This is a genomic window from Flavobacterium cupreum (assembly GCF_003996965.1).
In the GTDB taxonomy this organism is placed as follows: domain Bacteria; phylum Bacteroidota; class Bacteroidia; order Flavobacteriales; family Flavobacteriaceae; genus Flavobacterium; species Flavobacterium cupreum.
Window position 1 is genome coordinate 345379 of the sequence record NZ_QWDM01000005.1, and the last position, 23071, is coordinate 368449.

Below are 23071 nucleotides of genomic sequence, written 5' to 3' on the forward strand. Positions count from 1 at the left end.
CATGTTAGGATTAAACCTGAAACTTTAAACTTGAAACATTTTTTTTTATCTAAATAAGTTTTTATCAAATACCATTCTGATCGCATCTGCATGACGGCGTTTTGCTCTTGTATAACTTCCTGATGCCGGGGCAGCATAAGCTTTTAATGAAGCTAATCTCCATTTTACAAGATCAAAATTCATTAACATAAAGCTGTAAGCTCCCATGTTTTTAGGCTCTTCCTGTGCCCATACATAATCGTCAGCATTTGGATATTGTGCAATAATTGCTTTTAATTGCTCTGTTGGTAAAGGGAATAATTGCTCAATACGAACCACTGCAACATCAGTTCTTCCGTTATTTTCTCTTTCGGCAACAATGTCATAGTAGAATTTACCCGTTACGAAAACTAATGTTTTTACAGCGTTTTTGTCAACTGTGGTATCATCAATAGTTTCCTGGAAACTTCCTTTTGCTAATTCTTCAACTGTAGAAACACATCTTGGATCACGCAATAAACTTTTTGGAGAGAAAACGACCAATGGTTTACGGAAATTCGTTTTCATTTGTCTTCTTAACAAGTGGAAGAAGTTGGCTGGCGTTGTACAGTCTGCCACATACATATTTTGTCTTGCACAAAGCTGTAAGTAACGTTCCATTCTGGCAGAGGAGTGTTCTGCTCCCTGACCTTCATAACCGTGAGGCAATAATAAAACAATACCGTTTTGGTTGTTCCATTTGTCTTCCCCACATGAAATGTACTGGTCAATCATAATTTGGGCTCCGTTAGAGAAATCTCCAAATTGTGCTTCCCAGATGGTCAGTGCTTTTGGATTAGCTAAGGCATAACCATAATCAAAACCAAGAACACCATACTCAGATAAAAGGGAATTGAATACGCCGAATTTTCCTTTTTTGTTTTCGATAGCATCCAGTAAAATTACTTCTTCTTCAGAATCTTCTACTTTAACTACAGCATGACGGTGAGAAAAGGTACCACGCTCTACGTCCTGGCCAGAAATACGGATATCGAATCCTTCCGTCAAAAGTGAACCGTAAGCCAATGCTTCAGCAGTTCCCCAGTCGATAGTGTTATTGTCGTATCCTGCTTTTCTGTCGGTAACAATTTTAGTTATTTTGTTGATGAACTTTTTGTCTGACGGTAATGTTGAGATTGTATTGATGATAGAATCCAAGCCATCTTTATCAAAAGTAGTGTCCACTTTTTGAAGCATTTGCGTATCAGTTACCTGAACAAATCCTTCCCATTCGTTTTTCATGAATGGTGTGATGATGGTCAAATCTTTTTTACGGGAAGCTTCTAAGTTCTCCTCCATATTTGATTTGTATTCTTTTTCAAGAGCGTTTACATAAGTAGCGTCAATTACACCATCAGACAATAATTTCTCTGCATAAATGTCTCTTGGGTTCTTATGTTTTGCGATGATTTTATATAAAACCGGTTGTGTGAAACGAGGTTCATCACCTTCGTTATGACCGTATTTTCTGTATCCTAATAAGTCAATAAATACGTCACGGCCAAATTCCATTCTGTAATCTAATGCAAATGAAACTGCGTGTACAACCGCTTCAGCATCATCAGCGTTTACGTGTAATACTGGTGAAAGTGTCACTTTGGCAACATCGGTACAATACGTAGACGAACGGGCATCTAAATAATTGGTAGTAAATCCAACCTGATTGTTGATGACGATATGGATTGTTCCTCCGGTTTTGTATCCGTCAAGCTGTGCCATCTGAATGATCTCATATAATATACCCTGACCTGCGATTGCAGCATCACCGTGAACGGCAATAGGTAATACTTTTGAGAAATCATCAGCGTAATATTTATCTTGTTTTGCACGGGTTATACCTTCAATTACGGCCCCAACTGTTTCTAAGTGAGAAGGGTTTGGTGCTAAATTGATATTGATGTTTTTTCCCGTTCTGGTTTTCTTGTCAGCAGTAAGTCCTAAGTGGTATTTTACGTCACCGTCAAAATATTCCTGATCGTAATCTTTACCGTCAAATTCACCAAAGATATCCTGTGTAGATTTACCGAAGATGTTGGCTAAAACGTTCAGACGGCCACGGTGTGCCATTCCCATTACAAATTGTTCAACACCTTTTTCTGCAGCTTTTTCGATTAAAGCATCAAGAGCCGGGATGATAGTTTCTCCCCCTTCTAATGAAAATCTTTTCTGACCTACATATTTGGTATGCAAAAAGTTTTCGAAAGAAACGGCCTCGTTTAATTTTTCTAAGATGATTTTCTTTTCGTCACCTGAAAAATTAGGCTGATTCACATTTACAGCTAATTTATCCTGAATCCATTTTACAACACCAGGGTTACGAATGTACATGTATTCAATACCGATATGCTGGCAGTAAATAGTTTGAAGACGGGTGATAATGTCTTGTAAAGAACATGGTGCTACTCCGATAACTTTGGCAGCATCAAAAACGGTTGATAAATCAGCATTTGACAGACCAAAGTTTTCAATATCCAGATTAGGAGAGGAAATTCTACGGTCGCGAACCGGGTTTGTTTTGGTAAACAAATGGCCACGGGTACGGTATCCGTCAATCAATTTTAAAACATTAAATTCTTTTTGTAACTTTTCAGAAACCTGACTGTAATCTGTGTTGTTCGAGGCAAATTCAACGATTTGCTGAACAGGATTTTCGTCATTATAAGTTGTCATTCCAAAGTCAAAACCCTGAAAAAAGCTTCTCCAGCTTGGCTCAACGCTATCCGGATTTACTAAATATTGATCGTATAATTGTGCGAAAAACTCTGTATGCGCTGCATTTAAAAATGAAAACCTATCCATAATATTAGTGAATATACTTTTTGTTAAATAGAATGGCAAAAGTACAACAATCGCATTTATTTAAATCCTTTTTTTACGTACTTTTACGTAAAAATTTGTTAAAAATAGAGATAACCATGAGGGATAATCATTTTTCAAACGTTTTCAAATCACTTTTTGTGATTTTGATGGTCTTGTTTTCAAATCTTGCTGTTAGTCAGACACAACAAAACTATGTTATAGATAATAGCAGCCGTTTTTGGGACAAGGTTCAGTTTGGCGGTGGTCTTGGTTTGGGGATTGGTTCAGGCTATACCGATATTTCTGTCATGCCCAGTGCTATTTATAATATTAATGAAATTGTAGCTGTTGGTGTCGGTTTACAATTTGGGTACTTGTCTTCCAAAAATTATTACAGTTCTTTTGTATACGGCGGAAGCATCGTTGGATTAGTAAATCCGATTCCCGAGATTCAGCTGTCTGCCGAATTAGAACAGGTGCGCGTTAATACCGATTACGAATCGAATAGTTTCAGGCCTTCTTTTTCTGATAATTACTGGAATACTGCCCTTTATTTGGGAGCAGGTTACCGAACCGGAAGCGTTACTATTGGTGCCCGTTATGATGTTTTGTTTGATGATGACAGAAGTCTGTACGGATCGGCATTTATGCCTTTTGTGAGGGTGTATTTTTGATTTAGAGGTGCTCAGGTTCTGAGATGCTGAATTTCTAAGTTTTTTTAATTTTATAATGTACTAATTGGTCCTGTATTTATACTGAACATAATCATGATTGTTTTAAAATTAGTTCTTTTATGAGGGAACTTTTTTTAGAATGTGAGAGCAATCTTAGCGCCTCAGAATCTTAGAATCTCAGTACCCTATTTAGAATAATAATTTCTAAACCAAACTTTCTGCCATTCCCTTTTTAAGATCAGAAAAGAAACCTGTTCGGCAAGAACTACCAAATCAGAACCGTCGAGTTTTTTGATTTCGCTTTCGGAGACGTCAATGATGTAAAGGAGATTCAGGTATTCGGCAAATTTATACTGAATCATGCGGTAGATTTTTTCGTGCAGCTGGATTTTTATCTCCTCTGGCGAAATACTCAGGGGGAAATCGATTCCTTCATTGGCCAGATTAAAGTCTTTGTTGATCTGCTCAATCAGTTTTAGGTACAAAGCTTCGGACTGAGCTTCAACTAATAAGGAATCTGCATTTTTTGGGGCTACAAACATTGATTTTTATTTTAGGTTGCTGATTTATGATTGTAGATTCTGTATGAAAATTGCACGGAATATTAAACCGTTCTTCCCATCAGATTTTCTCCAAAGGTTTTCAGGATTTTCTTTTTATCTTCAGAAATGGCCATTTTTTCCAGCGTTTCAAAAGCTTTCAGTGTGAACATTTCTATCGCTTCCTGTGTTGCTTTTGAAGCTCCGGATTCGTTAAAAATAGCTTTTGCAGTTTCAATTTTAGCTGAATTGTCCTCCAGTTGCAAGTGGAATAAATTCTCCAATTGCAAGGCTTTGTCAGCAGTTGAAAACTCTAAGGACTTCAGGTATAAATACGTTTTTTTATTTTCTATAATATCACCGCCAACCTGTTTTCCAAAAGTTTCCGGATCTCCGAATGCATCCAGATAATCGTCCTGAAGCTGGAATGCCAAACCTAAATTAAGGCCGAAATCGTAAATTAAATCAGCATCTTTTTCAGAAGTTTCCGCCACAATAGCACCCATTTTCATGGCGGCAGCAACTAAGACGGCAGTTTTGTATTCGATCATTTTCAGGTATTCCGGAATGGTCACATCGGTTCTTTCCTCAAAATCAACATCCCATTGCTGGCCTTCGCAAACTTCCAGGGCCGTTTTGCTGAACAATTTAGCCAGGTTCCTGAAAACGAGTGGTTCGTATTGTTCAAAATACTGATAGGCAAGGATCAGCATGGCATCGCCAGATAAAATTCCGGTATTGATGTTCCACTTTTCATGTACGGTGACTTTTCCTCTTCGCAAAGGCGCATCGTCCATAATGTCATCGTGCACTAAAGAGAAGTTATGAAAAACTTCCACCGCCATTGCTGCCGGCAGTGCTTTTTTGTAATCGGTATCAAAAACTTCTGCCGACATTAATGTTAGTACAGGCCGCATCCGTTTTCCGCCAAGACCTAAAATGTATTCCATTGGTTCATAAAGATTTTTTGGCTCTTTGCTGATGTTTTGGTTTTTTAAATAACTATTAAAGAAATCCTGGTACTGACTAATATCGTGCATAAAATGAAATTCTGATTTACGAGGCTCAAAGATACAATTCAATTATGAATAATTAGTTCCTAAATTTTAAAAGGAATTGTGCACTAAAAATTGATTTTTTGCCCGCCCATTTATAATATGTTAAAAAATTTTAAAAAAAACATGGAAACTTTCTTGGTGTTTAGAGTTTCCTGTTTATATTTGCATTTTTAATTGGAAACTCAGAACACTAAAAAAGTTTCCGTATCGGGTTTGATTAATTATAAACTCAGTAAAATCAAATATTTATGAAAACAACATGGACCATAGATTCTAGTCAGTCAGATGTTTTAATTAAAATGAGACATTCGATAATTGCTTATTTGGGAGGAACTTCAAATAAATTTGACGGTTATGTGGATATTGAGGACAATGAAATTGAAGATGCTTCTGTTGAATTTTCTTTAGATATAAACAATAAAAATGACAGCTTTCAGCAAATCGATACGCATTTGCAACTGAACGACCTGTTTAATGTAAACGAGCATCCAATCATCAGTTTTAAATCGACTTCTTTCCAGAAGGTAAACAATAACATCAACTTTTTTAAAGGAGATCTTACGATAAAAGATGTAACAAAGGTGGTAGAACTGGATGCCGAGTTTATCGGGATTAATACCTATGATGGTAAAAGGAAGGTTGCTTTTGAAATCACAGGCAATATTAAAAGACAGGATTTTGGTTTAGATTATAATTCGTTCAATCACCATGGAGGTCTGGCTTTAGGAAAAGATATGAAACTTATCGCCAATTTAGAATTCTGCATATAATTCTTACAATGAACAAATTAATGTAAAATTAGTACAGATTTAATGGAAACTATTTCTGACAAATAAAGTTTCCTGTTTATATTTGTAATACAATTTGAAAATTAAAATGAAAGAGAAAATCATAGCAAAAGCGAGTGACTTGTTTTTAAAACTGGGGTTCAAAAGTGTTACTATGGATGACATTGCAGGTGAAATGTGTATTTCAAAAAAAACGATTTACAAATATTTTTGCAACAAAGAAGTCCTAATTGAGGAAAGTACTTCGATGGTTCATAAACAGGTACATGAAATCATTGATACCATAGTGGAGAAGGATTACAATGCGATCCACGAAAATTTTGAAATTCGCGAAATGTTCAGGGACATGTTTAAGAACAATGCAGATACATCCCCAATTTATCAGTTAAAAAAACATTACCCTGAAATTTATCAAAATGTATTGTCACATGAAATTGACCAGTGCACGCGATATTTCAGAGAGAACATTGAAAAGGGAATTCGTGAAAAACTATATCGTCCGGATTTAAATATCGATGTGTATGTGAAGTTTTATTACACACTGATATTCCACATTAATGAAAACACAGTTTCAGAGAGAGAAGCTCAGGAAATAGAATTAGAAGCACTGGAATATCATACCAGAGCTATGGCAACGCCAGAAGGAATACTAGAATTAGAAAAACAACTTAAAAAAATTACTATTTAATCATCAATCTATGAAAAGAATAATTCTTATATTTTTGTGTTCAATTGGCTTAAGTGTCAGCGCACAAGTCAAAACATTAACCTTAAAAGATGCCCTTACTTACGCGCTTCAGAACAAAGCCGATGCTAAGAAATCGAAATTAGAGGTTGAAAACAGCGAGTATAAAATTCAGGAAGTGCGCTCAAGAGCGTTACCTCAAATCTCTGCAAACGGAAACTTAACGTACAATCCGGTTATTCAGACAACAGTAATTGACGGAGCAGGTTTTAATGCACCGGGAACCACAATCCAGGCGGCATTTGGTCAAAAATGGACTTCAACTGCAGGAGTTTCCTTAACTCAGGCCATCTTTGATCAGTCGGTTTTTACAGGTTTAAAAGCTGCTAAATCGACACGCGAGTTTTATCAGATCAACAATCAGTTAACAGAAGAACAGGTTATCGAAAGAGTGGCAAACAACTACTATTCTGTATTTGTACAAAAAGAAAGACTGGTTTTATTAGACAGCAATTACGTAAACACTACAAAAGTTCGTGATATCGTAAAAGGGCAGTTTGATAATGGTTTAGCCAAAAAAATTGACTTAGACCGTATCGTGGTGAAGATGTCTAATATAGATACGGAGCGTCAGCAAATTAAAAATCAGATTACGTTGCAGGAAAATGCGTTGAAGTTTTATATGGGAATGCCTATTGAAACGCAAATTGATATGCCGGACGAAGAATTTGAAGTTATTCCGGCAGCTTTGACAGAACAGGCCAATGTGGAAAACAGAACAGAATACCTGCTTTTGAAAAAACAGGAAGAGCTTTTAGTTTATAATAAGAAAGCCGTTGAAGCAGGATATTACCCGACACTTTCATTAACAGCAGGGTATAATTATATTGGTCAGGGGCCGGAATTTCCCTGGTTTGCAAAACCAAAAGACGGGGTGTACTGGTCGGATTTCTCTTCAATTGGACTAAACTTACATGTACCAATCTTCACCGGTTTCGGAACCCGCGCCAAAATAAGACAGGCAGATGTTCAGATCAGATCGCTTCAGGAAGATATGAAAGACACGAAACTTTCCCTTGACCTGGATTACAGAAATGCAATCGCTCAAATTGACGATAATCTGGTAACGATTGAAAATCAAAAAGAAAACATGCGACTGGCTAAAGAAATTTTAGACAATACCAAAAACAATTATCTTCAGGGATTAGCATCATTAACAGATTTATTGGATTCTGAAAATGCATCACTGGAAGCACAAAACAATTATACCAGAGCTGTCCTGAATTATAAAATTGCAGAGGTAGCATTAATCAAATCAAAAGGCGAACTAAAAACTCTTATTAAATAACTAGAAACAAAATGAAGAAAACTATTATAACTATCGTAATCATAATTGCAGCACTAGGTGTAATTGGATATGTCTTAAATACTAATAAGAAGGAAAATAAAGCAAAAACAGATATTGTTGCAGAGAAAAATGCAGCAGTTTCCGTAAAAGTAGCACCCGTAAAAACAGAAGAAATTTCATTGAGTTTCGTGGCAAACGGAAACTTTGAACCAATTCAGGAATTAACTTTCTCTGCTGAAAAATCAGGAAAAGTAATCAGCGTTCTGGCTAAAGAAGGAGATTACGTAAGAGTAGGCCAGACTTTATTGACAGTAAGGGGTGATGTAATCAATGTGAGCGCGCAACAGGCACAAGCCGTTTATCAAAATGCAAAATCAGATTACGCACGATATGAAAATGCATTCAAAACAGGTGGTGTTACCAAACAACAAGTAGATCAGGCAAAATTAGCCCTGACCAATGCACAGTCCAGCTTAACACAAGCCAATATTAATGTGGGTGATACTAAGGTAAAAGCACCAATAAACGGATTTATCAATAAAAAATATATTGAGCCGGGATCTATTTTAGCGGGAATGCCTGCAACAGCATTGTTTGATATTGTAAACGTTTCTAAATTAAAATTGAAAGTTACCGTAAACGAAAGCCAGGTGGCCAGTTTAAAAGTAGGGAACACGGTAAGCATTACAGCCAGTGTATATCCTGATAAAGCTTTTTCAGGAAAAATCACTTTTATCGCTTCAAAAGCAGACGAAAGCCTAAACTTTCCTGTTGAAATTGAAATCTCAAACAATTCCGATAATGATTTGAAAGCAGGTATGTACGGAACGGCAAACTTCGGTTCTAAACAACAAAAACAAAACCTGATGGTTGTACCGCGTAATGCTTTCGTAGGAAGTGTGAGCAGCAACGAAATCTTTGTAGTGGAAAAAGGTACTGCAAAATTAAGAAAAGTAACGGCCGGAAGAATTTTAGGAGATCAGGTAGAAATCATCAATGGATTATCTGACGGAGAAACTGTAATTGTTACAGGTCAGATTAACTTACAAGACGGTAATAAAGTAGAAATTATTAAATAATTACAGGCTGTAAGCCGTAAGCAATAAACTTTAAGCAGTTAAAAAGCCTAAAGCGTATTGCTTATAGTCCAAAGCATAAAGAAAAATATATGAAATTAGCCGAAATATCCATAAAACGTCCGTCGTTAGTAATCGTATTGTTTACGATTCTGATTCTTGGTGGATTGTTCAGTTACAGCCAGTTAGGTTATGAGCTGATCCCAAAATTTGAGCAAAACGTTATTACGATTTCCACTATTTATCCGGGAGCTTCCCCGAGTGAGGTAGAAAATACGGTAACCAAGAAAATTGAAGATGCGATTGCGTCCCTGGAGAATGTTAAAAAAATTGACTCGAAATCATACGAAAGTTTATCGATCGTATCGATTACCTTAACATCAAATGCAAAAGTCGATTTCTCTTTAAATGATGCACAGCGTAAGATAAATGCGATCATCAGTGATTTGCCCGAGGATGTAAAAACGCCTGCACTGACCAAATTCTCGCTGAGTGATTTACCAATCATGACCCTTGGTGCCAACGGAAAAATGGACGAAGCAGCATTTTATGACTTAATTGACAAAAAAATTGCGCCTATTTTATCCCGTGTGCAAGGTGTTGCCCAGGTAAATATTATTGGTGGATCTGAACGTGAAATTCAGGTAAATCTTGACGCTGTAAAAATGCAGGGTTACGGATTATCTGTACCGCAGGTACAACAAACTATTCTGACTTCCAATCTGGATTTCCCAACCGGAAACATCCAGACCCGTGATCAGAAAATATTAATCCGTTTAGCGGGTAAATATAAAAATGTTACCGAATTAAGAAACTTAGTAGTTTCGTCTCAAAACGGAATTCAGGTTCGTTTAAGTGATATTGCCGATGTTCAGGATACTCAGAAAATTGCTGAGAAAATATCACGTGTAGATCAAAAAAGTGCTATTGTTTTACAAATCGTAAAACAATCTGACGCAAATGCGGTGGCGGTAAGTGAGCAGTTGCTGAAAACAATTGAAATTCTTGAAAAAGATTATGAAAAAAACAAGCTGAAATTAGAAGTTGCAAAAGACAGTACCATCTTTACGCTTGAGGCTGCAGATTCTGTAGTGCACGATTTATTGATCGCGGTAGTGCTGGTGGCTCTTGTAATGTTGTTCTTCCTGCACAGTATCAGAAACTCATTGATTGTAATGGTTTCTATTCCGGCATCTTTGATTGCTACCTTTATTGGTATTTATTTAATGGGATACACCCTGAACTTAATGAGTTTATTAGGATTGTCTCTGGTCGTCGGTATTCTGGTCGATGATGCGATTGTGGTCCTCGAGAATATTTACCGACATATGGAGATGGGTAAAAGCAGGATTCGTGCATCGTATGACGGAACGGCGGAAATTGGAGGAACGGTAACTTCGATTACATTGGTAATTGTGGTAGTGTTCCTGCCTATTGCAATGAGTTCCGGTTTAGTTTCTAATATTATTACACAATTTTGTGTGACGGTAATTATTTCAACTTTATTATCACTTTTAGCTTCATTTACTATTATCCCTTGGTTATCATCCCGTTATGGTAAACTGGAACATATCGAAGGAAAGAATTTATTCGGAAGAATTATTCTTGGTTTCGAAAGCTATTTAACACGTTTCACGAACTGGATTTCTGAATTGTTAACCTGGTGTCTGGACAATTATGGTAAGACCATTATTCTGGTACTGATCTTGTTCTTCGGATCAATCTTCGGACTGGGAGGCTTTATTGGAGGAGAGTTTTTCGCCTCTTCTGATAGTGGGGAATTCTTAGTTCAGATCGAAATGCCGAAAGATGCTTCGTTAGAGCAAACCAACTTCATGACGCAAAAGGCAGAAGCCTATTTGAAGTCCCAGGAATATGTGCACAGCCAGATTACAACGGTAGGACAAACCAGTGAAGGTTTTGGAGCATCGCAGGCTACAGCTTACAAAGCGGAGATTGACGTAAAAATGATCGAACAAAAAGATCGTACCGATGATGCCAATGTTTATGCGGCAAAAATCAAACGTAAGCTTGAAAAAGTATTAGTAGGAGCAAAAGTAAAAACAGTTCCCGTAGGTATCTTAGGAACTGCTGAAGATGCTACTTTAGGATTAATCGTAACAGGACCTTCAACAGAAAGTGCTATGGCTTTTGCTAAATTGGCGGAAGCCGAATTACGTACGATTCCCGGAACAACAGAGATTAAGTTAACTGTTGAAGACGGAAACCCGGAGGTAAACGTTAAGGTAGACCGTGATAAAATGGCTGCTTTAGGATTGACGCTTCAAACGGTTGGTTTAACCATGCAGACTGCTTTTAGCGGAAATACAGATGGTAAATACAGAGCCGGTGAGTACGAATATGATATCAACATCAGATACAATGCTTTCGACAGAAAAAGTATTACGGATGTGAGCAGTCTGATTTTCATTAATGCTTCAGGGCAACAAATTAAATTATCGCAGTTTGCTGATATTACAGAAGGTTCAGGACCTAGCCAGTTAGAGCGAAGAGACAAATCTGCTTCGGTAACGGTAAAAGGACAAAACGTTGGGGTTCCATCGGGAACAATTGTAACACAATGGCAGGCAAAATTAGACAAACTGAAAAAACCGGCCGGAGTAAACTATATCTGGGGAGGTGACCAGGAGAACCAATCGGAAGGATTTGGTACTTTAGGAATCGCTTTATTAGCCGCTATTATTTTGGTTTACCTGGTAATGGTGAGTTTGTACGACAGTTTCGTTCACCCGTTTGTGGTATTGTTTGCCATTCCGCTTTCGTTTATTGGTGCTTTATTAGCATTAGCCCTGACGAATAACTCCTTGAATATCTTTACCATTTTGGGGATCATTATGTTGATTGGTCTGGTGTGTAAGAATGCGATCATGCTTGTCGATTATACGAATCAGCGAAGAGCTGCCGGAGAATCAATCAGAACAGCCCTGATTCAGGCGAATCACGCTCGTTTGCGTCCGATTTTGATGACGACCATTGCGATGGTATTCGGTATGTTCCCGATTGCATTAGCTTCAGGAGCAGGAGCAGAATGGAAAAACGGATTGGCGTGGGTAATTATCGGAGGATTGATTTCCTCGTTATTCCTTACCCTGATTGTTGTTCCTGTAATCTACCAGATCATGGAAGGAATTATTCGCAGATTATCTAAAGGAGAAAAAATCGATTACGAAGCTGAAATGGTGGCCGATTACGAGCACACAGAATTAAGTGAAGACGGTTTTAATCCAAAACATACACACTAAATAGTTTCATTTCAATATTGAAGTTCCAAATCACAGGTTAGGAATTTCAAAATCCTAAATCCCAAATTCCTTAACTGGAATTTGGGATTTTTTTTATTGTTAATTAAAAAAGATGTTTATTTGTATCACCTTATATTATAAAGTTTATGCTACAAAAAGATAAATCTGCGGCCATTGGTTTTATTTTCATAACCATGTTAATTGATATTACGGGATGGGGAATTATTATTCCTGTCATTCCAAAATTAATAGAAGAATTAATTCATGGCGATATCAGCGAAGCAGCAAAAATAGGGGGCTGGCTGACTTTTGCCTATGCGATAACCCAGTTTGTATTTGCACCTGTAATCGGTAACCTGAGTGATAAATACGGAAGAAGGCCGATTATCTTAATTTCGCTTTTCGGATTTTCATTAGACTATATTTTGCTGGCTTTTGCGCCAACCATCTTATGGTTGTTTATAGGAAGGATTATTGCAGGAGTGACCGGAGCGAGTATTACCACAGCTTCAGCTTATATTGCGGATGTCAGTACGCCCGAAAACAGGGCCAAAAACTTTGGTCTGGTTGGGGCAGCTTTTGGATTAGGATTTATCATAGGGCCGGTCATTGGAGGATTATTAGGGCAATATGGCTCACGGGTTCCTTTCTATGCAGCTGCCGTTTTGTGCATGGTTAATTTCTTATACGGATTCTTCATTTTACCGGAATCCCTGAAAAAAGAAAACCGCAGACCTTTCAACTGGAAACGGGCAAATCCTGTTGGCGCAATTCTGGGTCTGAAAAAACATCCCACACTGATTGGCTTAATTGCAGCGATATTTTTGTTATACGTCGGATCACATGCCGTACAAAGCAACTGGAGTTTCTTTACCATTTATCAGTTCAACTGGGACGAACGAATGATCGGAATCTCTTTGGGAATAATTGGTTTACTGGTGGGAGTTGTGCAGGGAGTTTTGGTGCGCTGGATCAATCCGAAGTTAGGAAACGAAAAAAGTATTTATATCGGACTGGCATTGTATACCATCGGAATGTTGTTGTTTGCCTTTGCAACAGAAAGCTGGATGATGTTTGTGTTTTTAATTCCGTATTGTCTGGGCGGAATAGCCGGACCGGCATTACAATCTGTGGTTGCCAGTAAAGTAGCGCCCAGCGAACAGGGAGAAATTCAGGGAACTTTGACGAGCTTAATGAGTGCCTCTTCGATTATTGGACCGCCCATGATGGCGAACACTTTTTACTTTTTTACCCATGACGATGCTCCTTTTAAATTTGCCGGATCACCCTTTATTTTGGGAGGTGTTTTAATGCTGCTGAGTACCGTAGTGGCTTATTTTTCATTAAAAAAGCATGCGGTTCCTAAAGAAAGTAAGACGTAATTTTTTTATTTCAGATAGACATAATGATTGTAATAATCAATAATTGCTTTCCCTTCAAGCAAAACATCGGCACCGATAATGCCGTGTACCGCCTTTGCTTTGTAGGAGGTTAAGGCCTCATTTACATGGGAAAGATCAAAAATGACCAAATTGAAATTGGTATTTTTCCAGCTGCCGATTTGTAAATGATTGTGCGAAGAAATTTGGGTGTCCATTCCGGTGGCACCAGCTCCCGAAGCTTTAGTTTTAGATTTTTTGGCGGAGATCTCAAAATAGTCAATACTTTCAAAACCAATGCAGGTATTGGAAGCGCCGGTATCTAAAATGAAATTTCCCGAAACTCCATTTATCTTTGCCTTAATTAATAAATGCTGGGTTTTGGTAACCCTGAATTTTACTTTTCGGTATTTTGCTTTTTTAAGGACTTTATGAAGATCTTCCATTTCTGATAAGGATTGAAAATCAAAAATAAACCAATTAGAATCAAAATACTAATGATGTATACGATATAATTGGAAGATTTTTCGGCAGGGACAATACTGCCGTAATAGACAAAAGCACTCCAGTAATAAGGTGATTTTTTGGCATTGGGAATCTTTGGGTCGCTTAAAAAATCACGTTTCGCATTCGCATTAGCTTCAAAATACGATTGATCCTTTTTGATATTGGTATAAAAATCATCCATAAATACAGAAGTCGTGAAATCGTTTACTTTCCACAATGAAAATAATAAATTCTGTGCGCCGGCAAACTGAAAACCTCTTGCAACACTCATGGCACCTTCTGCTTTGTATAATTTTCCTATTCCGGTTTCACAGGCGCTCAGAACAACCAGATCCGGATTTATATGCAGATTGTACAATTCAGAATAAAGGATTTCCTGATCGTAGAATTTAATGCTTGCCGGAGTTTCCAAATCACCGGAAGAAGCGTGTGTGCTCAAATGCAAAATAGAATAATGAACGGCATTTTTTTTGAAATTAGAAAAAGTCGCATTGCTGTTTTCGAAAAACTGACCATCAAAATTCTTCCTGATAGACTGCAATTCATTCTTAGAAAAAGTTAGGGCAAAATCGGTATTTTCGAAAATCGGAAAAATTCCCAGAACCGTCTTTTTAGGTTTAGCAAACGGAACCGAATTCACATAAAAGGAAGCAGAATTGTTATACGCCACATTAAAATCATTGACCAGATAATGCATTTTTGCAAAATTTGTCGTAACCGATTCTTTTGTGATTAAAGCTTCAAAAGGCAGAAAACTCAACACACCATCCGGAATAAGGATGAGGTTTTTATCGTTTCCGGTGGACGGAATCTTAAGATATTTATAAATACGGTTTCCAAGCCGGTTGTAATGCTGCGGATTATTGGTAATCGCGTTCGGGTCATTAAAAAGGCGAATAAATTCCATCAGGCTGGTAAAGCCGGTGCCTTCCGGGGAAATATAATAAAGCTTTATGGTTTTGTTTTCAACCGTAAAATTATAAATACCGTCGGAACCTGCAAAGTACTCCGTTAGTACGGCATTGTCCTGCGCTAATTTGGCATATAATTTTTGCAGGTCAAAGGTAGTATTGGTTTCATTGGTGTCTTCACTTTTATTTTTTTTAAGAAGCAGCATGAGTTCATTTTGCTTTTTGATGGCTTCATTAATTTTAGAAATATTGGCGAGTTCCAGTTTTTGCTGTTCTTTTAGAATAACGGTATTCCAATTTTGAAGCTGTTGCAGAATGAGCTTTTCTTCTCTGGATAAATTCGTGTTTTCATGAAGACGGTTTTTTAAAACCACCGATTTGGTTTGTTCCGAAAGTAAAAAAGCAGTTTCGATATAATGAATCTTATTCTCTCTTTCGTAAAGGGAATGATAGATTGAAATACACTTTTCGGTTCGGTTTCGGTTCCGGATCTGGGTTACGATTTTAGAATTTTCATACACCAGAAGCGACTGGAACAATTCTTCGATATGAAACGAAAGGGCAAAACTTTTCAGGGCATTTTTGGGCTGGTTTTCCGCCAGATATACGGCTGCCTGCAAATCCAGGGCATCTAATAAAACCGTTTCTGCATAAAGCGAATTCTGCTTGGGAAGGATACTTTTCGAGTTAGAATAATCCGGAAGCAGTGTTTTAAAAACAGCACTAATATTTAGGCTGGCCTCTTTTATTTTTCCTAGTTTGAAAGAAAGAAAAGCGGCTTCATAATACAATTGCGCTTTTTTGCGTGGTTCCTGGCCGGAGGTTTTATCAAATTCTGTTTTGGCTTTTTCAAAATAGTCCGAAGCTTTGGCCAGTTCGTTTTGTTCTATTTTTAATTTGGCCAGATTTCGATACGAATTGGATAAAGTTTCTGCTTGCGAGGTATCCTTTTTTAATAGTAAGATGGCTTTAAGAAAAGAACTTTCGGCCTTCTCAAAAGCAGTTCTTTTCGCTGAAGAACTTTTTGTCGTCAGGAAATAATCAGCGCCTAAGTTGTTTAATAAAACCCCTTTTTGAGTTGGGGTTAATTTCTCGGTTTGGATGGTTTTTTCGAGCAAATCAATTGCCTTATAAAGATTTCCGGTGTTTTGATATACATTCGATAAATTAAGGATTGCCGCTACTTTCTGAGGTTCATTTTTCTCCTGATCGGCAATAAAATAATACTGTTTGATGGTATTTTCGGCATTGTCATAATCGCCCAGAATTGTATACAAATTCCCTAACGGTTTCAGGCAGTATTCAATAATATCGTAACCTTTAAAATGATGCTTTTGATACAAGCGCCAGGCTTTTTCGTAGCTTTTAATCGCTTTCTCCAATTGTCCAGACTGATTTTCATAATAGGCTTTATTGCAGTTTAAAACCACGATGGCCAGTAAGGCCTCTTTGGTTTTGGACTTTGGGTTTTTCCAGAATTCTGTTTCTGTATCCGTTAAATTTTGCAGCGCTTTCGCCGAAGGATTCGCAACAAAAACATCAATGGCGTGGTATAGCTTATCTTCTTCCGAAACAGATGGCTGCCCGGATAGTAGTACCGATGTGAAGAATAAAATATAAAAATACAGCTTTGTCATATTATTGATTTATTTCACAGAGATGCACGAAGTTTTCGCAAAGGCTCACTACGGGTTTTTTAAGTTTTTTTTGCCACGAATTACACGAATTTTCACGAATTAATTTAAGCAGCATAAGTGGAAAAAATTCGCGAAAATTTGTGTAATTCGTGGCAAACCCCTTTTTCTCTGCGTATCTCAGTGAGAACCTTCGTGCAACTTTGTGTAATTCCTGGCAAACTATACTTTTTAAATTAAAAATTCGTGGCAAGCCCTTTTTTCTCTGCGTATCTCTGCGAAACCCTTTGTGGATCTCTGTGTTATAACCCTTAAAACTTCCAGATTCCGTAAAACTGAAAATAATTAAAATTCTGTTCAAAATTAATCACATAACGTGCTCCCAGGCTCGGCCCGATTCTCGCGGCACCCACAGTCAGGTCCAGTAACAATCCGGTTTTAAGATCGGCAAAGGAATTTTTGACGGCATTAGAAGCAGTCCTGGTGTTGATTACAAATTTATCCGAATCGCCTTCAAAAGATTCAATTTTAATGGTTTGCGTCTGTTCCTGCGAAACATTGAAATTAGCCTGCACACCCGCACCAACGCCAATATAATTATTGATATTGTACCGAATCAGCAGCGGGACTTCCCAGTTGACACTTTTATTTTCTGTACTTGTGGTGGTGCGCTGTCGTTGTTTTACCCCATTCGGATTTACAACAACTTCATCAATTACATTTTCAGCACTATCGTATTTATTGATACTGTTCACCCATTCTGCCTGCCAGTAAAAACGATACGATTTAAAAGGCGAAATCGTCGCGCCCACAAAATAACTGGTCGAATTGTCTAAATCCGGATATAAATTGTACCCTGCTTTTGCCCCGATAGAGATTCCCGGTAAAAATCGGGTAGTCGCATAATTGGTAATAATAGGTTCATTTTTGTCGAAAATGATGGCAGTCCGGCTTCGGGTTTTTACCTTATGGAAGTCCTCCGCAAACTTCATGGAATATTTTACAAAGCCTTTTGTACTGTCTTTTTCGTGTACATTTTTTTGCTCGCTTCCCGGTAAATAAATGTTTTTAAACGTAAAAAAGATCTGGTTCTTTTTAATGATCGTATCCAAACAACTAACGGTGTGTTCCTCGTCTTTTGGGCAAATCGGACATTTTGGATACATATCTTCGATCTGAAATGTTTTCTTGTCAAACATATCCGGAACATCCGTTTCAAGTCTGATCTTTCTTGCCGGGCCTTCGCCATTGTTCTGGAAACGGGTTTTGAAATTTACCCTTTTGAAACGTACGAATCTGTAATTCATAAAACTTCCGTTAGAACCCATTTTGTTAGGGTCATGGGAGGTTACGATTTCCATTTCGAGGTTTTTTATTTTGTGGTTTTTATAACTTCGGTTTGGGACAAAAATTCCGCGCATGGTGACCGTTGCGCTGGTATCCTTGATCATTTCGGGTGTTGTTCTGAACGTGTAAAAAAGATTTCGGGTTTCGCCGGGATTAGCATCGTCAAATTCTAAGACAGACACATTATGATAGGTTTTGTTGGCCTCTGCTAAGGAAGCGTCAAGATCTTCTTCGGTCGTCGTATTCCTGTATTTTTTGGTTTTGAAAGTGTTTTCGGCAGAAGCGATGTACGATTTAGTATCATCGAGATCGTTAACAGCTGCGACCCGATTTTCTTTGACTTCCCGTTCATTCGCATACGTCCTGAAATCGATCAGTTCGAAATTATTGCTTTTGAATTGTTTCTCATTATAAAACAAATACAGTTTACCGCTGGAAACATAATTTTCCAGATTCTGATAACTTACTACAACTACCATTTCCTGTTCCGGAATCGGGTCACAGTTTTTTAGGATCGCAAATCCGTTTTGGTCGGCTATCGAGGCGATGTCTTTATAATCCGTATCGGTAATGTCATTTACAGCGACTTTTTTCGGTCGTGTGGCAGGAGGTTTTCCATTGTCGTAATTGTTGGTTACGGCGAGCCTGGTGATGTAGTTTCCTTTGTTTTTATAGACATGTTTCGGTTCAGCCTCTTTGCTGTAATGCCCGTCTCCGAGTTCCCATAGATAGGAATAACTTGGTTTTGGCGCACCCGCAATCGGAATTAACGGTGGCGTCTCGGGTTTGTAGGTAACGGCATTTCCGTTTTGTATAAAAACAATATTGGCTCTTCGGGTGATGGTGTCTTTTACTTTGGTTTGCGAGAAAGAGAATATAGAAAACAGCAGAAAGACAATCGATGATAGTGGTTTCATAACTAGATACTTTTTTAGCCCTGATAGTAGTGGAAATCCTTTTTTTGCCGGGCCCGATAGTTACAGGGAGGAAAAAAGAGGGCAACGGATAGCAGGATTAGCTTCTGAAAATCATCAGAATTAATTTTAAAACTGGATTAAATGTAAAAAAAAGTGATGAGCAAATCACCACTTTTTCTTAAAAGTATTTTGTAAGTTACTGAATTGCATTCACTGCAGCTATCAGTTGAGCTTCTGTGCCGACTGTTGTTTCGGCAAGTGTGAAAGTATAAATATCTCCGGCAGCCACGGTCACCCCTTTGATTGCGTAACGCCATTGACCATTATCCTCGGTTGCAAAAATCACGTGACAAGCCAGCCCAATCGGGATTTGTCCGTAGTGTTCGCTAAATAATCCTGCTGCTGTATACGTATCCAATTTGGCTAATGCATTTGTTCCTTCACCATCATAAGACAAATAAACCGCGCTGTTGTTGTTGTCGAAACCTTCCGGAACGTCTACAAGAATTGTAGTTTTTGGTCTTGGGTCGCTGTAAAAACGGTCCACATTCGTCCATCCGAAATTTCCAAAAGTGACGTAATAATTGTTTCCCTCGCCTTGTACGCCACCTTTTCCGTTGCCGCCATCTGCACCGCCTTTTGCTTCTCTCCAGGCCAGTTCTCCGGCTTCATTGATCGCGCCTGTCCACAAAGTCATGGCATTGTCTACACCATCTGTTAAAGTTGCAGGAACCAGCATGTTCATATAACAGGAAGTCTGAAGTTCAACACCGCCCTGAGTAGCTTTGATGAAAAATTCACCACCGGAAATCAATAAATTTTTCTTTCCGTCTGCTGTAAGTCCCATGGTAGGTTTGTTGGTCACCAGCATATTTCCTTTGTCAAAAAGTTCGATATATTCGATATTTACGGCTCCGGTTACAGCAACCCCGTTTTTAGTTAAACAGTCTCCGTTGATGTTTACTTTAACTCCTTTTGCAGAAGTAAAGCTTACCACTCCGTTTCCGGCTGTTACGGTAAAGTTTTGTGTATTTCTTTTGATTCCTTTTTCTGTGATTCCTTTGAACGCTGCAGCAGTAGGAGGCAGGATTGAATTGTTGTTGTCGCTTTCATCACTGTTATCGCAGCTTACTAATGTCGTTATAGCGAATAATAATAGTCCGATTGTTTTAAAATTTGTTTTCATGATATTTAGTTTTAATAGTTATTTAATAATAGATGTTTCGTGTGGTGAAATTGTTACCCCTGTTTTTAATTTATTTCAGGTTTACAGAAGCAGATCAATTGTGGTGAAATTTTGTTACCCCTCTTTTTTACTTTTTTTGGAATTTTATTTCGAAAGGCACTTTTCCTGAAAAACATTTCCGTCTTCATCCAATGCAACCAGAATGTCTTTCTTTTGCAAAAGCGAGAGGATAAAATAAATCCAGACAATCGACCAGAGACCCAATGTGATCACCGTAAGAAATAAGTGAAAAGGATGATTGATTTGTGTTTTCTCTTTAGACAAAACAGCATAGGGTAATTTTTCGTTATGTTCGATTATTATAAAACCGTTTCGTTTTTTTGCCAAAAGCATTTTGTGAAAACGATCCAGATTTTTTTCGTTTATAAGGTGATAACTTTCCATTTCTCTTAATTTTTTGAATTGTTTTAAAAGTTTCCTGCCTCGTTATATCCATCTGATTTTAGAATTGTTACCCCTGTTTTTAAAATTATTTTCAGATTCTTTCTACATTAGCTTTTTAAAAAGCTGTTTTATGGCCAAAATCAAAATTCATTCCGACCAAAAATATATCGAAGGACTTGCTGCGAATAATTCGATTATAATCCAGGAGATTTATAAAAAGTTTGTTCCGAAAGTCGTGTTCTATATCAGGAACAATTCGGGCAATCAGGATCAGGCGCAGGATATTGTTCAGGAAGTACTGATACTGCTGTTCAATCAGGCGAAAGCCAATACACTGCAACTCACCTGTCCTTTTGATGCCTATTTTTTCCTGTTATGCAAAAGAAAATGGCTAAATGAATTGAAAAAAACAGCCAATAAAGGGGTAACAATTAATGAAGATGCGGGATCTATAAGTGAATCTGCTCACGAACTGGTACAACAAACCGAAGAATTTGATGAAAAACAACAGCTTTTTGATGCCATGTTCCAAAAGCTGGGCGAAAAATGCCAGGAATTACTAAAACTGAGTTTTGAAATTAAATCGATGGAAGAAGTAGCCGAAAAACTTCAGGTAACTTATGGGTATGTCCGTAAAAAGAAATCGCTATGCATTGGCCAGTTGACGCAGTGGATTCAGGAAACTAAAAACTTTAAATCTCTAAAAAATAATTAGTCATGAACGAAGAACGCTACCTATTATTCGATCAATACCTTCAGGATGAACTGACTCCTGATGAAAAAGCGAATTTTGAAAAACAAATCTCGGACGATCCCGAATTTGCCGTGGAGTTCGGGGCTTTCAAAACAGCGCAGCAGCAATTGGAAAATAAATTCGGAATTGCAGCAGAAAGAGAAGCGTTCAAAGAAAATCTGGTGAAGGTTTCAGATAAACATTTCCATAAAAATAAACCAAAAGTAATTGCTTTAAGACCGTGGAATTATGCAGTTGCAGCCTCTATCGTGATTTTGGTTGGCCTGTTCTTTTTTAATTATACCAAAAATCCTGTCTATGAAGATTACAGTCAGCACGCACAGGCTTATTTCACCGAAAGAGGCCATGCCAATACTACTTTAAAACAAGCAGAAACTGCGTTTAATACCGAAAAATATAAAGCTGCAATTCCGCTTTTCGAAAAACTCCTAAAAGAATCCAAATCACCGGAAATTCAGTTTTTCTATGGTATTTCTTTATTAGAAGAGAACAAATATGAAAAAGCGGAAACTGTTTTTGAAGCGCTGCAATCAGGAACATCAATATATAAAGAGAAAGCCACCTGGAATCTCGCCTTATGCAAACTGAAGCAAAAAGATTATGCCGGATGCAAAAAAATCCTGCTCACAATTCCGGAGGATTATGAAGATTATGTAGCGGTACAGCTCTTATTGAAAGATTTAGAGTAAGCCCGTCAGGATACAATGTCATTCGAAACGAGGAATTTCTTTAGGGAGATCCTCGTTTTTTTTGTGGTATAGGATTCAAATAGGACTTCGACTTCGCTCAGTCTGACAAACAGTACTTCGCTGAGCCTGAAACAGTGTTGAAAAACCCGTGACAATTCGCGTTTTCACAAGGTGAATCCGTTTGATCCGTGTGCCCATTTACCACCGGATTATTCAAATTGGGAAAGTTTTTAATATTGTCGTAATTTTGGCTTCTTAAAAATAAGTCCCATTGAGCGCAACAACCATTATTACCGATACACATACCCATTTATACTCAGAAGAATTTGATCAGGATCGTGATGAAATGATCCGGAGAGCCATTACTGCCGGAGTAACACGCTTTTTCATTCCCGCAATTGATGCGGCCGCAACACAGTCTATGTATGAGCTGGAGAAAAACTATCCCGACAATGTGTTTTTGATGATGGGATTGCATCCTACTTACGTGAAAGACAATTACCTGGAGGAGCTGCAGCATGTGGAAACTGAATTGGCCAAACGAAAATTCTATGCCGTTGGTGAAATCGGAATCGATTTGTATTGGGATAAAACGCATCTTACGGAGCAGCAATTTGCTTTCCGAAAACAAATTCAGTTAGCGAAACATTATAAACTGCCTATCGTAATCCATTGTCGTGAAGCTTTCGATGAGATTTTTGAAATTTTGGAAGAAGAAAAATCAGAAGACTTGTTTGGAATTTTCCATTGTTTTACCGGCACACACGAACAGGCTTTACAGGCCATCTCGTATAATATGAAGCTCGGAATCGGCGGTGTGGCGACTTTTAAAAACGGAAAAATTGATCAGTTTCTAAAGGAAATCGATTTAAAACATATTGTTCTCGAAACCGATTCGCCTTATTTAGCGCCAATTCCGTATCGCGGAAAGCGAAATGAAAGCAGTTATATCGTAAATGTTGTAGCAAAACTAGCCGATATTTACGATGTTTCAGAAGAAGAAATAGCAGCAATTACGACCCAAAATTCAAAAGACGTTTTCGGTATTTAACCCT

At 37.8% G+C, this 23071-nt stretch carries 18 protein-coding genes; 10 read left to right on the forward strand and 8 right to left on the reverse strand.

Annotation, left to right across the window (positions count from 1 at the left end; translation table 11 throughout):
* Positions 1 to 45: 45 nt before the first annotated feature.
* A complete protein-coding gene (locus tag D0817_RS10050) occupies positions 46 to 2817 on the reverse strand; it encodes a 2-oxoglutarate dehydrogenase E1 component (RefSeq protein WP_127338259.1) in 2772 nt (923 codons plus the stop codon).
* A gap of 116 nt (positions 2818 to 2933) precedes the next feature.
* Between D0817_RS10050 and D0817_RS10055 the strand changes: the two genes are divergently transcribed.
* Positions 2934 to 3491, forward strand: a complete 558-nt coding sequence (locus D0817_RS10055; RefSeq protein ID WP_127338260.1) for a hypothetical protein — start codon at positions 2934 to 2936, stop codon at positions 3489 to 3491.
* A gap of 185 nt (positions 3492 to 3676) precedes the next feature.
* Here D0817_RS10055 and D0817_RS10060 read toward each other — a convergent pair whose 3' ends face one another.
* A complete protein-coding gene (locus D0817_RS10060; RefSeq protein ID WP_127338261.1) occupies positions 3677 to 4033 on the reverse strand; it encodes a hypothetical protein in 357 nt (118 codons plus the stop codon).
* Between the two features lie 62 nt (positions 4034 to 4095).
* The gene (locus tag D0817_RS10065; protein ID WP_127338262.1) at positions 4096 to 5070 is read right to left on the reverse strand and encodes a polyprenyl synthetase family protein; all 975 of its coding nucleotides are present in this window, start codon (positions 5068 to 5070) and stop codon (positions 4096 to 4098) included.
* Positions 5071 to 5336: 266 nt separating this feature from the next.
* On the opposite strand from D0817_RS10065, the gene D0817_RS10070 reads away from it, so the two are divergent.
* The 6 genes from D0817_RS10070 to D0817_RS10095 all read left to right on the forward strand — a co-directional run bounded on the left by D0817_RS10070 (position 5337) and on the right by D0817_RS10095 (position 13630).
* Complete coding sequence (locus tag D0817_RS10070; RefSeq protein ID WP_127338263.1) at positions 5337 to 5858, forward strand: YceI family protein; 522 nt, start codon at positions 5337 to 5339, stop codon at positions 5856 to 5858.
* Positions 5859 to 5964: 106 nt separating this feature from the next.
* Positions 5965 to 6564: a TetR/AcrR family transcriptional regulator gene (locus tag D0817_RS10075; RefSeq protein ID WP_127338264.1), complete on the forward strand. Its 600-nt coding sequence runs from the start codon at positions 5965 to 5967 to the stop codon at positions 6562 to 6564.
* A 10-nt stretch (positions 6565 to 6574) separates the two neighbouring features.
* Positions 6575 to 7909, forward strand: coding sequence for a TolC family protein (locus D0817_RS10080; protein ID WP_127338265.1), 1335 nt, complete (start codon positions 6575 to 6577; stop codon positions 7907 to 7909).
* 11 nt (positions 7910 to 7920) lie between these two features.
* On the forward strand, positions 7921 to 8988 hold the full coding sequence (locus D0817_RS10085; RefSeq protein WP_127338266.1) for an efflux RND transporter periplasmic adaptor subunit: 1068 nt from the start codon (positions 7921 to 7923) through the stop codon (positions 8986 to 8988).
* A gap of 89 nt (positions 8989 to 9077) precedes the next feature.
* Positions 9078 to 12248, forward strand: a complete 3171-nt coding sequence (locus tag D0817_RS10090; RefSeq protein ID WP_127338267.1) for an efflux RND transporter permease subunit — start codon at positions 9078 to 9080, stop codon at positions 12246 to 12248.
* Positions 12249 to 12394: 146 nt separating this feature from the next.
* Positions 12395 to 13630, forward strand: coding sequence for a TCR/Tet family MFS transporter (locus tag D0817_RS10095; RefSeq protein ID WP_127338268.1), 1236 nt, complete (start codon positions 12395 to 12397; stop codon positions 13628 to 13630).
* Positions 13631 to 13635: 5 nt separating this feature from the next.
* On the opposite strand, the gene D0817_RS10100 is transcribed toward D0817_RS10095, so the two are convergent.
* The 5 genes from D0817_RS10100 to D0817_RS10120 all read right to left on the reverse strand — a co-directional run bounded on the left by D0817_RS10100 (position 13636) and on the right by D0817_RS10120 (position 20573).
* On the reverse strand, positions 13636 to 14073 hold the full coding sequence (locus D0817_RS10100) for a retropepsin-like aspartic protease (RefSeq protein WP_127338269.1): 438 nt from the start codon (positions 14071 to 14073) through the stop codon (positions 13636 to 13638).
* Positions 14025 to 16682 (reverse strand): CHAT domain-containing protein, encoded by a 2658-nt coding sequence (locus tag D0817_RS10105; RefSeq protein WP_127338270.1) that lies wholly within the window; start codon positions 16680 to 16682, stop codon positions 14025 to 14027. Before D0817_RS10105 ends, D0817_RS10100 begins: the two co-directional genes overlap by 49 nt.
* A 308-nt stretch (positions 16683 to 16990) precedes the next feature.
* Positions 16991 to 18943 carry a DUF7849 domain-containing protein gene (locus tag D0817_RS10110; RefSeq protein ID WP_127338271.1) on the reverse strand — a complete coding sequence of 651 codons (1953 nt, stop codon included), beginning with the start codon at positions 18941 to 18943 and terminating at the stop codon, positions 16991 to 16993.
* Positions 18944 to 19139: 196 nt separating this feature from the next.
* Complete coding sequence (locus tag D0817_RS10115; protein WP_127338272.1) at positions 19140 to 20129, reverse strand: hypothetical protein; 990 nt, start codon at positions 20127 to 20129, stop codon at positions 19140 to 19142.
* Between the two features lie 144 nt (positions 20130 to 20273).
* On the reverse strand, positions 20274 to 20573 hold the full coding sequence (locus D0817_RS10120) for a DUF4234 domain-containing protein (protein WP_127338273.1): 300 nt from the start codon (positions 20571 to 20573) through the stop codon (positions 20274 to 20276).
* Positions 20574 to 20703: 130 nt separating this feature from the next.
* On the opposite strand from D0817_RS10120, the gene D0817_RS10125 reads away from it, so the two are divergent.
* The 3 genes from D0817_RS10125 to D0817_RS10135 all read left to right on the forward strand — a co-directional run bounded on the left by D0817_RS10125 (position 20704) and on the right by D0817_RS10135 (position 23067).
* The gene (locus D0817_RS10125; RefSeq protein ID WP_127338274.1) at positions 20704 to 21288 is read left to right on the forward strand and encodes an RNA polymerase sigma factor; all 585 of its coding nucleotides are present in this window, start codon (positions 20704 to 20706) and stop codon (positions 21286 to 21288) included.
* A gap of 2 nt (positions 21289 to 21290) precedes the next feature.
* The gene (locus D0817_RS10130; protein WP_127338275.1) at positions 21291 to 22016 is read left to right on the forward strand and encodes a CDC27 family protein; all 726 of its coding nucleotides are present in this window, start codon (positions 21291 to 21293) and stop codon (positions 22014 to 22016) included.
* Between the two features lie 271 nt (positions 22017 to 22287).
* Positions 22288 to 23067, forward strand: coding sequence for a TatD family hydrolase (locus D0817_RS10135; protein WP_127338276.1), 780 nt, complete (start codon positions 22288 to 22290; stop codon positions 23065 to 23067).
* Positions 23068 to 23071: the final 4 nt, after the last annotated feature.